General features: G+C 50.4%; 12 protein-coding genes. 8 read left to right on the forward strand and 4 right to left on the reverse strand.

From position 1 onward, the window contains the following. The first annotated feature begins 19 nt into the window (after positions 1-19). Positions 20-922 carry an AraC family transcriptional regulator gene (locus tag BMW65_RS16995; protein WP_090607175.1) on the forward strand — a complete coding sequence of 301 codons (903 nt, stop codon included), beginning with the start codon at positions 20-22 and terminating at the stop codon, positions 920-922. Here BMW65_RS16995 and BMW65_RS24470 read toward each other — a convergent pair. Continuing rightward, positions 916-2,901: a family 43 glycosylhydrolase gene (locus BMW65_RS24470; RefSeq protein WP_218145442.1), complete on the reverse strand. Its 1,986-nt coding sequence runs from the start codon at positions 2,899-2,901 to the stop codon at positions 916-918. The genes BMW65_RS16995 and BMW65_RS24470 overlap by 7 nt on opposite strands. Further along, a complete protein-coding gene (locus BMW65_RS17005) occupies positions 2,898-4,061 on the reverse strand; it encodes a glycosyl hydrolase (RefSeq protein WP_245747673.1) in 1,164 nt (387 codons plus the stop codon). Before BMW65_RS17005 ends, BMW65_RS24470 begins: the two co-directional genes overlap by 4 nt. Before the next feature lie 232 nt (positions 4,062-4,293). Between BMW65_RS17005 and BMW65_RS24265 the strand changes: the two genes are divergently transcribed. The 3 genes from BMW65_RS24265 (at position 4,294) to BMW65_RS17015 (ending at position 8,557) form a co-directional block, all read left to right on the forward strand. Beyond that, complete coding sequence (locus BMW65_RS24265) at positions 4,294-4,458, forward strand: hypothetical protein (RefSeq protein WP_177181177.1); 165 nt, start codon at positions 4,294-4,296, stop codon at positions 4,456-4,458. 189 nt (positions 4,459-4,647) lie between these two features. Continuing rightward, the gene (locus BMW65_RS17010; RefSeq protein ID WP_090607177.1) at positions 4,648-7,797 is read left to right on the forward strand and encodes a two-component regulator propeller domain-containing protein; all 3,150 of its coding nucleotides are present in this window, start codon (positions 4,648-4,650) and stop codon (positions 7,795-7,797) included. Then, positions 7,772-8,557 (forward strand): response regulator transcription factor, encoded by a 786-nt coding sequence (locus BMW65_RS17015; protein WP_090607178.1) that lies wholly within the window; start codon positions 7,772-7,774, stop codon positions 8,555-8,557. The genes BMW65_RS17010 and BMW65_RS17015 overlap by 26 nt, the downstream gene beginning before the upstream one ends. 24 nt (positions 8,558-8,581) lie before the next feature. Here the strand turns inward: BMW65_RS17015 and BMW65_RS17020 are convergent, their stop codons facing one another. Further along, positions 8,582-10,450, reverse strand: a complete 1,869-nt coding sequence (locus tag BMW65_RS17020; protein ID WP_090607179.1) for a glycoside hydrolase family 2 protein — start codon at positions 10,448-10,450, stop codon at positions 8,582-8,584. Positions 10,451-10,761: 311 nt separating this feature from the next. On the opposite strand from BMW65_RS17020, the gene BMW65_RS17025 reads away from it, so the two are divergent. The 3 genes from BMW65_RS17025 (at position 10,762) to BMW65_RS17035 (ending at position 13,511) form a co-directional block, all read left to right on the forward strand. After that, a complete protein-coding gene (locus tag BMW65_RS17025; protein ID WP_143053912.1) occupies positions 10,762-11,034 on the forward strand; it encodes a hypothetical protein in 273 nt (90 codons plus the stop codon). 163 nt (positions 11,035-11,197) lie between these two features. Continuing rightward, positions 11,198-12,841: a SulP family inorganic anion transporter gene (locus tag BMW65_RS17030; protein ID WP_090607182.1), complete on the forward strand. Its 1,644-nt coding sequence runs from the start codon at positions 11,198-11,200 to the stop codon at positions 12,839-12,841. A gap of 7 nt (positions 12,842-12,848) precedes the next feature. Then, positions 12,849-13,511 (forward strand): carbonic anhydrase, encoded by a 663-nt coding sequence (locus tag BMW65_RS17035; protein WP_177181178.1) that lies wholly within the window; start codon positions 12,849-12,851, stop codon positions 13,509-13,511. A gap of 61 nt (positions 13,512-13,572) precedes the next feature. Here BMW65_RS17035 and pruA read toward each other — a convergent pair whose 3' ends face one another. Beyond that, positions 13,573-15,207, reverse strand: coding sequence for an L-glutamate gamma-semialdehyde dehydrogenase (gene pruA, locus BMW65_RS17040; RefSeq protein WP_090607183.1), 1,635 nt, complete (start codon positions 15,205-15,207; stop codon positions 13,573-13,575). 187 nt (positions 15,208-15,394) lie between these two features. Here pruA and BMW65_RS17045 point away from each other — a divergent pair, with 187 nt between their 5' ends. Further along, entirely contained in the window at positions 15,395-15,844 is a 450-nt protein-coding gene (locus tag BMW65_RS17045; protein ID WP_090607185.1) for a GNAT family N-acetyltransferase, read from the forward strand. Positions 15,845-15,991: the final 147 nt, after the last annotated feature.

A 15,991-nucleotide genomic window follows, 5' to 3' on the forward strand; every position in this document is an offset into this window, starting at 1 on the left:
AGACAACAAAAGATAAATCATGAAGAAAACCCATATCATTCCCAAGGCGCTCATCCCGGAAAACCGATCCTTCGTCGTGCGTAAACAAATTGAACCTTACTTCGATCCGACCTTCCACTTGCACCCCGAATTCCAGATTTCCTATGTCATGGAAGGGGAAGGAAACCGGTTTGTAGGAGATAGTATCAAGCCCTTTAAAGCAAATGATTTGGTCTTAATAGGCCCCAATCTGCCCCATGTATGGCGCAATGACAATGCTTATTTTGAAAAAGACAGCCCATTAAGCACGACCGTCATTGTCATCTACTTCCATGATCATTTCCTGGGTGAGACCATTCACGAGAAAGCGGAATTTGAAAGCATCAAACACCTGTTTCAGCGATCACAGTGCGGCATCGAGATTGCCGGTGACACGCAGAGGCGCGTAAGCCAATTGATGGTGGAACTATTGGAACTAAAGGGTACGGACAGCATCATCCAACTGCTGAAGATATTAAATACGATTGCGCTCTCGGAGGAATGCCACTTAATAACGGGCACCCACTCGAAATCCTACAATACCGAGGCCGAGACAGACCGGATGAACAAAGTCTACGCATTTATCATGAAAAATTTTCATCGCAAAATCCATTTGGAGGAAGTTGCTTCCATTGCCAGCATGACCTGCACATCATTCAGTCGGTATTTCAAATCGCGTGTCAACCAATCTTTCTCAGACTTCCTGAAGGAGATCCGCATTGAATATGCCTGCAAGCTCCTGAAAGAAGGCAAGATGAATATCGACCGCATTGGCTACGAATGCGGATTCCAATCCCTGACCAATTTCAACAAGCAGTTTAAGGCGGTCGTCGGCAAACAACCGCACCAATACCGAAATGAATACCAGAAGGTGGCGCTGGATGCTTATCACCATTATCATTGAAATACCGGTGCTTGCTGCGGTTTGGCACTGGGTGTCCCGTCAGCCAGTTCCGGCCAGCCATCCCGCCAGATCACCCTATCAAGCATCAGCATCCGCCGGCTGGCGCCGGTCGGCACCGTTCCTTTGGAACGATCAATCCCATGGTAGATAAACCAGTCCGTTCCCTCGTCATCGGCAATCAGCCGTGCGTTGTGCCCCGGCCCCACGAACAGCTCGTTGCCTTTGATAAACAACGTCCCATTGCCGCGCTCCGTAATCGCTCTCCCCTCCTTATCGAGGTAAGGGCCCATCAAGTGCGCGGATCGGGCCACCAGCACGTGGTATTGGCTATTGGCTCCCTCGCAGCAGCTGCCTTTGGAGCCGAAGAAATAGTAATACCCATCCCGTTTATGGATCATCACCGCTTCATAATCGCCAGCGGCTATCTTCACTTTCCGGGATAAGTCAGGCACGGACAAGCCATCATCAGCCAGCCTGATGCCATACGTGCCCTGCGTCGGTGCGTCGCTGAAACTACCCCAAAACACGTGTTTTTCGCCCGCTTCTTCCATGAAGAACGGATCGATGGAATTAGGTACATCTACCTCCTCGCTGGTAAACAATTTGCCCCGGTCGGCAAACGGGCCTATCGGTTTATCCGCTACTGCCACGCCCACGCCGGGATTGGGATCTCCCCATGTAGAATAAGCATAGTAGAGGTAGTACCGGCCATCTACGTAGTTGGCATCGGGTGCCCAGATGCCGCCACTGCTTTTCCATGCCGGCTTGCTGGAAAATGCCTGCCCCACGACTTGCCAGTCGACCAGGTTGGCCGATTGCAAAATGGGAACCAAGCGGCTACCTTGCCCATCACCCCAATCGTCCTGTGTGCCATAGGCATAAAAAAGCCCGGATTGCGGATCGCGGATGACCGACGGGTCGGCGAGGATAGGCTCGAAAACAGGGTTGGTGTAGGTGCCCTCCTTACGGGCGGGCGGTGATACCCCGCGTCCGGCATCGGCCAGTACGGGCTCAATGATTTCCTCGCTATTCACACTGAATGTATACAGGCCAGCCTCCGGATCCCACTGCATCGTAATCGGGACGATGCGCGTCTTCCTCGGACTTACCTGTTGCTGGCCAAAGTGGACGTGATATACATAATACAATTGGCCGTCCAATCCTTCGAATAAATCGCCATGCCCGGAGCCATTTTCGCCAACGATAGTACGATGAAGGATTGGGCTACCTTTTTGCTTGATCCAAGGCCCATATGGCGAGTCAGCAACCGCATAGCCAACCGCATAGTCGATATTCCGGAAGTGGTTGGCCGAATAAAACAGGTAGTATTTGCCTTTTAATTTGATAACGGTGGGCCCCTCCATGATCGGTGACGACTCATAAGCAGGGGTAGCCTCCCAAGGCTCGGTTTGGCCGAAGCATTTCTTGAGCGTTTCAGGCTTGATCTTCCCTTTCTCCAAATCAAACTCGGCTACCCACAAGTAATTGCCATCATCAAACCGCACATGGTAAAGATAATACTTGCCATCATCATCGTTGAAAATGTAGGAGTCTATATTTTTTTCAGCACCGTCAATGGGGGCAACTTCCTTTTGCCGATAGGGCCCCGGCAAAGCCGATGACTGCGCGAGTACGGTTTGCTCATTGGCGGTATACGTGAGGTAGTACGTATCTTTTGCCTTGAGTAGCTGCGGTGCCCAGAAGCCCTCGGTGCCAAAGGCCTGATCCCCCTTGGCCAGGATCAGGTATGCCGAGTCCCTTGCTCCAGCAGGTGGCGCCCAGGTTTTCAGGTCGTCGGATACCAACACGAAAAAACCCGGTGCCTCCCGGCTGTTCCCTCCCGTCCCGGTCAGGTAATATTTACCATCGGCAACGTATATCGTTGGGTCTGCAAAAAATAGCTCCCGCTTTTCCTGCGCAGGCAAATGCAGCACATGCAGGCCCACAAGGAGCAAAGAACAGGTAATACGCCGTATCATCGTGCCAGGCTCTTAATCACATCCACTTCCTCTTGCCTGTATGGCGTGCCATCGCCCCTGAAAATATCATGGAACCACACCGGAGGCTCGGCAGTATAGGTCTTCGTCCAGCTATCCCACGGATAGATGGTCTGCGTTTTGCCATCCACAAACCCCCAGTTGAACATCGCTATGTTGTATTTTTTGGCGATGGGCAGGAATCCCGCGAAGGTGCTTCCATTAGGCCGTGCCATGTATTCGGTGCACCACAGGGGCTTACCGTACCGCTGAAGCTGCTGGATGCGCTTTTCAAAGTCTTCCGGTGTATCGTAATTGTGAAAACTGATGATGTCCGACTGCTCGATTTGCAGGCGTTCGATGGGTTTCAACGTGCTGTCTGCCGACCAGTCGCCCGCCCATATGCCGGAAGTAAGCGGCTGCACTGGATTGGCCGACCTTGCCCACTCGAATGCCTCGGCCAACAACGGCAATACATAGGACACCTTGTCCTTGATTTCGACGGCCTCATATGACGGCCCCGTCATGTTATCCGGCTCGTTCCATACATCCCAGCCCAAAATCCGGCCGTCGTCGGCGAAATGTCCGATTACGCCCTTGACATAGCGCTCCAACCGGGGATACTGTGTGCTGTCTTTCAGCGCTCGCTGCCCCGGGCTCTGCACCCATCCGGAATTGTGTACATGCGGTTTGGGCGCACGTTGTTTGCCCAATGCCGGAAACGGATCCCAGCAGGAATCGAAAATTACAAACAGCGGCCGTATGCCATGTTTTTCGGCTAGCCCTAAAAATTGGTCTACCCTGTTTAAGAAGCCCGATGAATCTTGCCCGTACGGCAAATCATGCAGGTACACGCGGGCGGTATTCATGCCCAGTGCTGCAGCCCAGCCCAGTTCCTTATCGATGGTCTCCGGATCAAAGGTATCTTCCTGCCACATCTCCAGTTGGTTGATGGCCGTAGCCGGAATGTAGTTCGAGCCTACAAGCCATCCCTGCCGGGCATACCAGGCATTGGCTTCTTCCGCTGTCCAGGTGTTTCGTTTTGGGTCGGTGGCGCCGGTTTCTGCTGCCCGGTGGCTATCGCAGCCGTACCATAAAAAAAGAAGTAATGCACTACAAAACAAAGAGGTGTTGAAAATCCGCATAGCTATTGGTTTCATCATTGGTCATCAAATCAGCGCGAGGCCTTCCCTATTGCAAAGGACGGCATTAGGATTGTTGCAAGCGATACCATTTTGTTTCAATCTTTCTTTATTTTGTCTCAAACCACCATAGGCCGCCTATTCCTGCCCGATGCCTTGCCGATATTATCCCGGCAAAACACCGTGTTTGGATTGCTTTCACGGCGTTATACCGACGATATACGGGATATGCTCGGGATAGGGCGTAGACTCTATGCGTATCGCCACGGATCCGAACTACCAGCGCACGCGTGAAAACAATGCCGAATTTGGCGCGGGCGTAGCGGCTGCCAAGCGCTTGCGCGATACACTGCGGCCGATGATCCTGCTCATCGCGCCCAAACGATTTACTGCCACGGCAAACAACTTATCCCAATAGCGCACGGATCTCCGTAAATGCAGCTTGGCTATCTTGATTTAGCAAGGTATTCAACTCTGAATCCGGTAGGTCTTTAGGTATTTCCATAAAACCGCGGAAACGTGAGGTTTTTCTTAAATTTTCCCCCTATCTTTGGCTCACCAAGGTGCCTTTGCAGTGAGACTGGCTTTGTTTATATCGGTTTTGTGTTTGCTTGCACTAGTTGGCTATTCGCAGGATCGACCTTACTATTTCACCCACTATCAGGTGGAAAACGGTCTGTCGAACAATGCCGTGCTATGCAGTGCGCAGGATGGGATGGGGTTTATCTGGTTTGGCACCAAGGATGGCCTCAACCGCTTCGATGGATATTCCTTCAAGGCCTTCCACAGTGATCCCGACAATTCCAATGGGCTGGGAAGCAATTTTATCCGGGCATTGTTTGTAGACCAAACCGATCGCATCTGGGTGGGCACTGACCAGGGTATCTACATCTTCAACCCGAAATCCGAAACGTTTTCGCTGTTTCACCTCTCTATCACCAATGAAATCTTGCATATACAAGGCGATCGGGCGGGCAATGTCTGGTTTATTGACAACCGTACGTTGTACCGGTATGCCGCCAAGGCAGACCAATTGACGCCAATCACCGATGTACAATCCCAGGCAAGCTCGTTTGGCATAGCTGCAAGCGGTGACCTCTGGATAGGTACGGTCAATGGTGAGTTGATTCAATACCACCCTACCCAAGGTACAAAAGGCCGATATGCATTATTCGACCATTCGCCACGCGTGGTTTCTCAACGGATCGAAAATGTATATTGCAGCGATAGGGGGATCCTCCTGGTGGGTACCACCAAGCAGGGCGTGAAGGCTTTCGATACGGGCACGGGCACGTACCGGGATCTGCTGACCCATGATGAATATGGAACGGACATCTTCGTAAGGGATATCATTGAAAATAAAAAGGACGAATACTGGTTTGCCACGGAGTCGGGTATTTTCATCTACCACTATGGCACCGGACAGTGCACCAACCTCAGGAAGCAACGGGGCAATCCCTGGGCATTATCGGACAATGCGGTCTATACCTTTTGCAAAGACAAGGAGCACGGCATCTGGGCAGGCACCTACTTCGGGGGGATCAATCACTACGCGCTGGACAATGCATTTTTCGAAAAGTTTTTTCCATTGGGTGATGACACCAATACCATTTCGGGCAATGCGGTAAGGGAGATTTGCGCAGATGAGCGGGGGGATTTATGGATTGGCACGGAAGACGCAGGGCTGAATAAAATGGACATTTCCACAGGCCGGATGACCAGCTACCAGCCCACCAGCAATGCGCATGGCTTGGCCTATTCAAACATCCATGGCCTGCTACTCACCGGTGACACGCTCTGGGTGGGCACCTTCCAACATGGGCTCGACCTCCTGAATGTAAATACCTCCAAGGTAATGCGCCACTACGATGCAGAAGGTAAGGACGGGACATTACAAAACAATTTTATCTTCAATATCTACAGAACCAGCAACGGACGGATACTGCTGGCAACCGGAAGGGGGCTATATGAATATGTATGGGCAACCCAACGGTTCCGGATCGTACGTGAATTTCCGGCCCATATTTTCTATACCACGCTCTTTGAAGACAGCAACGGGACGATATGGGCCGGCACTTGGCGTGATGGCCTGTATTATGCCCGCCCTGAAACAGGCGAAAAGGGGTCATTTTCTCATCATGTACATATAGCGAACAGCCTGAGCAGCAACCGCGTAAACCGGATATACGAAGACAGCCGGGGCACCATCTGGGTAGCTACCGAAGGCGGGCTATGCAGGCTCGATGCGCCGGGCTCCTTCCGTAGGTATGGTACACGGCAGGGTATGCCAAGCAACCTGATACTGACCATCCTTGAAGACAACGACGGCAGGCTCTGGGTGACGACTTCCAAGGGCCTCGTACGCTTCGACACGGCCACCGGGGAAATCAACGTCTTTACCCAAGCCAACGGCCTGCTGAGTGACCAATTCAACTATAACTCGGCTTACAAATCGCCGGATGGAACGCTTTATTTCGGCAGCGTAAAGGGCTTGGTAAAGTTCAATCCGGCCAATTACCGGGAAAGTACTTTCCAGCCACCGGTATACATCACCGGATTGCAGGTATATAACCACGAACTGGAAATCAGCAAGAAGGGATCACCCCTGCTCCAATCAATCACATTTACGGATCATATCGAACTCAACCACAACCAATCTTCCTTCAGCATCGACTTTGCCGCGCTGAGCTTTGTCTCGCCCGGCATGACGGAATACGCTTATAAGATGGAAGGACTGGACAAGGCATGGACGCATATCCGTACCAACCGGAAAGTTTATTTTACCGAACTACCTCCGGGGGATTACCTCTTCAGGGTGAATGTAGCAGGCAGCCATGGCGGATTCATAGGAAAAGAAACACAATTGCGCATTAGCATCCTGCCGCCATTTTGGGCCAGCCAGCCTGCCTACGTGCTGTATATACTGCTGGTGTCTGCCACGGCTTGGTATGCCATCCGGAGCTACCACCGTCGTGTCAGGGAAAAAAATAAACGGAAACTGGAATTGATACGGCACCGGAAGGAAGAAGAGCTATACCGGGCCAAAATTGATTTTTTCACCAACGTGACACATGAAATCCGCACTCCGCTCACCCTCATCAAGGCTCCGCTGGAGAAGGTAATGAAAAAAGCGGAAGAACTGCCGACAGTAAAGCGCCACCTACAAACGATGGAACGCAATACCGAGCGATTGCTGGAACTGACCAACCAGCTACTTGACTTCCGGAAAGCGGAGGTCACCGGGTATCAGCTACGCTTCATGCCTTTGGATATCAACAGGCTGCTCCGCGAGAGCCTCCTTGGTTTTAAGCTGCTGACCGCCCCGAAAAACATACGGCTCCGCTATACGCTGCCCGATACACCTTGCATAGCTACAGTGGATAAGGAGGCCGTGACACAGATCATCAGCAACCTGCTGGGTAATGCGCTCAAATATGCCAAGCGGCATATCGAGGTGGCGTTGCTGGTCTGCGCATCCGACGACCGGGTGTGTACCATATCGGTCAAAAATGACGGCTACCTCATTCCTGCGGATATGCGGGAAAAGATCTTCGAAACGTTTGTGCGGCTAAAAGCGACAGAAACGCAGCAAGGGGTGGGGCTGGGCTTGGCCCTTGCCCGATCGCTCGCCCAATTGCATAAGGGCAACCTCCAGCTGGCCATACCCGAAAATGGGATGAATGTATTTATACTGACATTGCCTCTTGAACAACAATTTCAACAACCTTGCTATGGCGCAGGAATTACCAAGGACTGAAAAACCAGTGATACTGGTGGTGGATGACCATCCGGAGATCCTCGATTTCATCGCCGATGATCTGGCCGAAGATTATGAGGTCTTGACAGCTGAAAACGGCCAGCTTGCCCTCGAAACATTGGCGGGCAACGCCGTGCAGCTCGTGGTAAGTGACATCATGATGCCCGAACTGGATGGGTACGAGCTCTGCCGCCTCATCAAGTCGGATGTGGCACACAGCCACATTCCCGTAATCCTATTGACGGCGAAGAATACGTTGCAATCAAAAATACAGGGACTGGAGCAAGGCGCCGATGCTTATATCGAAAAGCCTTTTTCGCCGGATCACCTGCATGCACAAATCAATAGCCTCCTATCAAACAGGAACAAAGTACGCGAGTACTTTGCCAGCTCGCCGCTGGTGCATATCAAATCCATGGCCCATACCAAGGCTGATGAACGCTTCCTGGAACGATTAAATGCGGTAATCCATGACCATATGGCCGAGGTAAACTTTGATGTGGAGCACTTGGCCGAACAGCTGAATATGAGCCGTCCTACACTATACCGGAAAATCAAGGCCATATCTGATTTGACACCCAATGACCTTATCAACGTGGCCCGCCTGAAAAAGGCTGCCGAGCTGCTCCGTGAAGGGCAGCTCAAAATTTATGAAATATCGGATCAGGTGGGCTACAGCTCGCAGACTCATTTCGGGCGGAATTTCCAGAAGCAATTTGGGATGCCGCCAAGCGAATACCTCGCGCAGCATCGGCAATAAAAAAGGGGCTTATCGCCCCCTTGCTCAATCCACCCGGATATCGTATAGGCGCTGGTGCCACCCTTTCAACTCGGCTTCGGGCATCTTTACTACCTTCCGGTCGTAAGTCATGAGCCCATTGGTCTCTACCTCCACATCCGTAGTCTGGGTATATACCGCAGCAGACAGCCCCAATGGTATCAAACGCGCCAAATCATTCACCAATCCTTGGTAACGGTTTTTCAGTTCGCCTGCATTCTTGAAACTTTGGTACCCCCAATTGTCCTTATTCTGCCAGGTGTGTCCCTCTACAGGCAAACCCAATCCGCCAAACTCGCCGAGTACGAGGATTCGGTCGGCCCCGAACAGCTCAGGCCGTGGCATCACGGCATCGGGATAGTTGTGGATATCCAGGATGTGCCCTACCGGAAAGAAATTGCCTCCGCTCGCACTATTGACCAGACGGGATGCGTCATAGCCTGCGGTCCACTCGGTGATGTCCTTGGTTTTGAACTGTCCCCATGCTTCATTGAATGGCACCCATACCACGATGCTCGGAAAGTTGTGCAGGGCGTCCATAATGGCCTTCCACTCTTTGCGGTAGATGGCTTCCGACGCGGCGGAACGGTCTTTGTCATGCTGCTTTCCGGAAGTGATGCCGGGCCGCATATCCCAATGGTTGCCCCCTAAATCGCCGCTCGGCATGTCCTGCCACACGAGCAATCCGATGCTATCGCAATAGTAATACCACCGGGCGGGCTCTACCTTGATGTGCTTGCGAATCATATTGAAGCCCATGGCTTTCGTCTTTTCTACATCAAACCGCAATGCTTCATCCGTAGGTGCCGTATATAGGCCATCTGGCCACCAGCCCTGATCAAGCGGTCCATACTGGAAAACAAACTTGTTATTGAGCAGCATGCGTTGGATGCCCTTGGCATCTTTGCCCGCGGCAATCTTACGCATGGCGAAATAAGAAGATACTTCATCCACGATCTTTCCTTTGCGCAATACGGTCACTTTCAAATCGTACAGAAACGGATTGGTGGGCGACCATAACTCGGGGTTGTCCAGTTGCAGTGCTACGGCAGCCCCGGCTTCGCCCGTCGTTTCCGCAACTTTCTCGGCTCCTTTCCATGCGGAAACGCGCACTTCGTCGCCTTCCATAAGCCCCTGGATGACTGTCTCCACGGCTAATGAGCCCTTGTCAATATCTGGTGTATGCTTGGTCGATGCAATATAGGTCTCGGGCACGCCCTCCAGCCACACCGTCTGCCAGATACCGGTGACGGGCGTGTACCATATCCCGCGCGGCTTTACCACTTGCTTGCCATTGGGCTGAGGGCCTTCATCCGTGGGATCCCATACGCCTATCACAATCTCTTGATCAACTCCTTTCCCTAAATAGGGGGTGACGTCAATCGTGAAGGGATCGAACCCCCCTTCATGCTCCCCCGCCAATTGGCCATTGACATACACCTTGCACTGCCAATCTACCGCGCCGAAATGCAGGAGTATACGCTGTTTGCGTATTTTTTTATCAATGGCGATGCGCCTGTGATACCATAATGAACTGTCTTTGCCTACGGTCTTTCCTATGCCGGAAAGTGCCGACTCCACGGCATAGGGCACCAATAACTTGCCCTGATAAGCGGCAGGCACCTCATCCAATTTCCCGGGCACGATTGCATAATCCCATAGGCCATTCAGGTTTTGCCAGCCCCCGCGCACCAGCTGTGGGCGTGGGTATTCGGGAAGCGGCGTGGTGGCGGTTATTTGGTCGGCCCATGGCGATTTTATTTTGTCGCCAACGGGTTGCCAAAGGCTGGATTCCTGTGCATCAAGCTGTCCAAGTTGTAATCCATATAAGCATAACAAAATCAATGCGTTTTTTATTCTTTTCGGCTTTTCCATACGGTGTTTTTAAACGTTTATAACTGGGTAAAACAACTGATAATAATTGATTTCATTTCTGCTTTTTGTCTCATTATTTCTTCATATTGTCTTATCGGCCCCTTATTTCGGCTACTAAATCATCAAAATGTCAATTTGTTAATGCAGTGTTATGTTGTGTATGGTTTTTGTAACATTTTCAATTGATAGTTACAATTACACGCAAATTTTTACATATTTTTGTGCAACGCAGTCAGACGGTATCAATTATGTCGACCAGGATAAAAAGGGAAATATACGCAAAATTGTTTTTTGCCATCTTTTTTTCGAAGATGTTTATTTCCACTGCGCCTATTTTTATGCATGGGTTTGACCGGGCAGCATTACTGCAAGTGGTGATGCAGCTTGAGATTGAAAATAATAATGGTAAATCAGGTCTTGGCGATCAGGATTGCTTTGCAAAGGATTACACGAAGGCGATAAGCTATTTCAGTTTTCTCCAGCCACCGACCGAGTTTACTATCCAGACGAATTATATTGCAGACGACGAACGGCACTTCCGTGCATTCTATCCCGCAGTACCTACCCCGCCTCCTAATTGTTAGCTTGCCGATCTACTTTATGCCAATAGCATCCTATTGGCCTTTTAGTCATTAGCATATTGTTGATCTTATTTGACCAAGGTGTACATGGGCACATCTGGCAATTACTAATATGTCAATGGCTAATAAAATAACTTAACATAGTCAGTTCATAACATTTATCAATATGTTTGGTACACGTGTATCTGCGTTTTTGAAGCTATCAAAACGGGATTTAAAATATGATTTACCGGCAAGTGTGGTGGTTTTTCTTGTAGCCTTGCCGTTGTGTTTGGGAATTGCGATGGCTTCTGGAGCCCCCTTATTCGCAGGATTGTTAACAGGAATTATCGGTGGCATTGTCGTAGCCTCATTCAGTGGCTCGCAATTGAGTGTGAGTGGTCCTGCCGCGGGACTTACCGTTATTGTACTGGGCGCTATTGAGCAATTAGGAGCTTATGAAACGTTTTTATTGGCTGTAGTGATCGCTGGCTTAATCCAAGTAGTATTGGGAATCATTAAAGCAGGGATGATTGGTAATTATTTCCCTTCGGCCGTTATCATCGGTATGTTGGCGGCGATCGGGATTACCATTATTCTCAAGCAGCTCCCCCACGCAGTAGGGTATGATTCGGCTTTCTTCGGTGAGGAAAGCTTCGCCCAACGTGACCAAGATAATACGTTTACGGCCTTGCAGAAGGCCTTTGACGCGATCAACTATGGGGCATTCATCATCTGCGCAGTATCGCTGGCCATACTTATTTTATGGCCGAAATTCAAAAAGCTGAAATCGGTGCCTGCTCCTTTGGTGGTCGTCGTCGTTGGCGTGGCGCTAAGCCAAGCGTTTTTGGGATCCGATCTGGCATTGGGAAGCGACCATTTGGTAACCATCCCGGTAGTCCAATCTTTCGGCGAATTTGTGGGCTTGTTTACGTTTCCCGATTTCACACAAATTTTAAACAAAGATGTCTGGGTAATAGCCTTTACAATTGCCATTATTGCCAGCTTGGAGACACTACTGAGCATTGAAGCCGTGGATAAAATAGACCCGTTTAAACGGAATTCTCCCACCAACCGGGAGCTGTTGGCCCAGGGCATTGGCAATACCACAAGCGGACTCCTCGGAGGCATTCCGATGACTTCCGTGATTGTCCGTTCGTCTGCCAACGTCAATTCCGGGGGAAGGACCCGGCAAAGCGCCATCTTGCATGGCATATGGCTATTGCTCGCAGTGATAATTATTCCCGGCATCATCAACCTGATTCCGCTGTCTTGCCTGGCTGCCATCTTGCTCCATACGGGCTATAAGCTGGCCAAAGGCGAAATTTTCAAGCAAATGTGGCACAAGGGTCTCGATCAATTCATCCCGTTCATTGTGACCATTGTCGCTGTGGTGCTCACCGATTTGCTCACCGGTGTAGGGATAGGTTTATTGGTCGCTATGTTCTATATTCTCCGGAACAGCCTGTCCAATGCTTTTGAATATGATGTGGAGGAAAATGAGGATGGAGCCAAAATAACTTTTACCTTAGCAGAAGAAGTAACGTTCCTCAACAAAGCGGCCATACAGAAAGCGCTATATAGCCTTCCGAGACGCATCAATGAAATTGTCATCGATGGCTCGCATAGCCGGTTTATTGATAAAGACGTCATCGAGGTCATCAAGGATTTCGAGCAGAACGCGGTGAGCAAAGGAAAAACCATCGAATTGGTGGGTATTGTAAACAAAAAGAATGTACCGAACATTAAACGTTTTACACAGAGTATTCTGAAAAACGATTCATTAAAACGGAAACCAATAAAACAACCATCTGAAACAATAGCAAAATAGAAAGCATATGTATAAGAAACACATCGAAAATCAGGACCTGCAAGCAGGATTCGAAAAAATATTAGAAGGAAATAAAGCATGGGTAAAGTTGGTCTCAGAAGATACCACCGGCAGATTCCAGCAATTGGCAAAGGGACAAAGCCCGGAAATCCTATGGATCGGTTGCGCGGATAGCCGCGTGCCCGCAAACCAGATTACGAATACGCTGCCGGGCGAAGTGTTTGTGCACCGTAACATTGCCAATCTATGTGTGCACTCGGACATGAACATGCTGAGTGTGCTGGACTACGCCGTAAATGTACTGAAGGTAAAACATGTCATCGTAGCGGGCCATTATGGTTGCGGCGGTGTCGCCGCGGCGCTCAGCCGCAAACAATATGGCCTTATCGATAATTGGCTCGGCCATATCAAAGATGTATATCGCTTCCACAGCGAAGAGATAGACGCTATTGAGAATGAAGAGCAAAAGGTAAACAGGCTTGTTGAGCTCAATGTGGCTGAGCAGGTGTCCAACTTATGTGCCACATCAATTATCCAAAACGCCTGGAAAGAACGGGACGATCTGGCCGTGCATGGCGTTGTGATTGACATTGCCACCGGACAAATCATAGACCTTGACATCACATTCACCGACTCGGAAGGATTGGGAAAGGTCTTGGCATTCGCGTAGCGCACCCGAAGGCATAATGGAATAAAAAAAGCCGTCCCGATATGCATCGGGACGGCTTTTTTTATTCCTGTTCCAAGAATGGATACTTGTAGTCCGTCGGTGGGTCAAACGTCTCCTTAATGGTCCGTGGTGATACCCACCGAAGCAGGTTGATCATCGAGCCCGCCTTGTCATTTGTACCCGATCCGCGCGCGCCGCCAAATGGCTGCTGGCCTACAACCGCTCCTGTACACTTGTCATTGATGTAGAAGTTGCCCGCGGCATGGCGCAGCGCTTGCGTAGCTTCGCCGATGGCGTAACGATCCCGTGCAATGACCGCCCCCGTAAGCGCATAGATGGATGTGCTATCGATGACATCCAATGTCTCCTTCCACTTTTCATCTTCGTATACATATACCGTAAGTACCGGCCCGAAAAGCTCCTCGCACATCGTCACATAGTCCGGGCGCTGGGCCACGATGACCGTGGGCTGGATGTAATAGCCTTCGCTCTTGTCGTATGTGCCACCTACGATGATTTCCGCATCGGGATCCGACTGCGCTGCATCGATGTATTTGGCAAGCTTATCGAACGATTTTTCGTCTATCACTGCATTGATGAAATTGCCAAAATCCTCTACCGGACCTACCTTGAATGATGAAACATCTTTTATAATCTGTGCCTTCAGCGCTGGCCATAGGGAGCTGGGGATATAAACCCGCGATGCCGCTGAGCATTTCTGCCCCTGGTATTCAAACGCTCCTCGAACAATGGCCGTACTTGCAGCCTTCACATCTGCTGATGCATGCACCAGGATGAAATCCTTACCGCCCGTCTCGCCTACGATGCGCGGGTAGGAGCGGTAACGGTGGATATTTTCCCCTATCGTCTTCCAGATGTTCTGGAAGACCGCCGTCGAACCTGTGAAGTGTATCCCCGCGAAGTCCGGGTGCTTGAATATCACATCCCCGGCTTCCGGGCCATCTACGAAAACCAGGTTGATGACCCCCGCCGGAACGCCTGCCTCACGGAACACTTCCATCAGCACGTGCGCCGAATAAACCTGCGTATTGGCCGGCTTCCACACCACCACATTACCCATCATCGCCGCCGACGTTGGCAGGTTTCCCGCTATCGCTGTGAAATTAAACGGCGTCAGCGCGAAGACAAACCCTTCCAACGGCCGTTGCTCAACACGGTTCCAGTTGCCACGCGGTGAAACGGGGGGTTGCTGGCTATATATTTCGGCCATGTATTTCACGTTGAACCGCAGGAAATCCACAATCTCGCACGCTGAATCGATTTCAGCTTGGTAGGCATTCTTGGACTGGCCAAGCATCGTCGCCGCATTCAGCTTATACCGGTATGGACCAGCTATCAGATCCGCAGCCCTCAAAAATATCGCTGCGCGCTGCTCCCACGCCAAATCTTCCCAAGCAGCCTTCGCCGAAAGCGCCGCTGCTATAGCTGCTTCAACATGGCTTTTGTCTCCATAATGGTAATATCCCAGTACATCACCGTGCCGATGGGGCGGACGTACGGCAAACTTCCTCCCCGTACGGACTTCCTCTCCCCCGATGTACATCGGGATGTCAATCTCTGCCGAAAGCGCCGATTCCAGCGCTCCCCGCAGCAGTTCCCGCTCGCGGCTCCCCGCTCCATATGACAATACCGGCTCGTTTACCGGTTCTGGTACTTTGAAAAATCCTTTTAACATAGCGTTATTTCTTTCTTTTGCTTTTGCGTGCACAAAGCTACCAAAACCCCCACGGCTCTGCAATTTATTTCACATGAAAACAGTACGCAGGCACCTTCTTTAGCCATTTTTTTACGTAGGTTTGCGAATTTTGACTAAGTTTAACCGGATATTAACCAAGTACAACAGCATTTAATTTTATTGGATCATGGTATCAATCAAAAAAACCGATTCAAGTGATGTGGATTTTATCGCATTAGTGAAGCTTCTTGATACTGACCTGGCACAAAGGGATGGTGATGAACATGCTTTTTATAACCAGTTCAACAAAATTGACCACATCAAACATGCCATCGTTGCTTATCGAAACGGTACGCCAATCGGCTGCGGCGCAATGAAAGCCTATTCGTCCGATACAATGGAAATCAAACGGATGTATACCCTCCCCGAAGGCCGCGGGAAAGGGGTAGCAAGCACGGTATTGGCGGCGCTGGAAGCATGGGCGGCCGAGCTGTCTTATAAAAAGTGTATTTTGGAAACGGGCAAAAAACAACCTGAGGCCATCAGCCTATATAAAAAGCATCGGTACAAATTGATTCCGAACTATGGTCAATATGCGGGCATTGAAAACAGTGTGTGCTTTGAAAAAGGAATCTAAAGTCGGGGTTGTTTACATTTAAGCATTTAATTGGCCTTTAAGGTCGTTTTTTCTCCTTTATCAAAAAAGACTTCCCCCCTGAGGCAACTCAAAACAGCGCCAGTTGGCCTGTTTCAGGCGGCCCGTCGTGAGCGTTGTAGTGCCGGT

It is taken from the genome of Parapedobacter koreensis, from assembly GCF_900109365.1.
Taxonomy (GTDB): Bacteria; Bacteroidota; Bacteroidia; order Sphingobacteriales; family Sphingobacteriaceae; genus Parapedobacter; species Parapedobacter koreensis.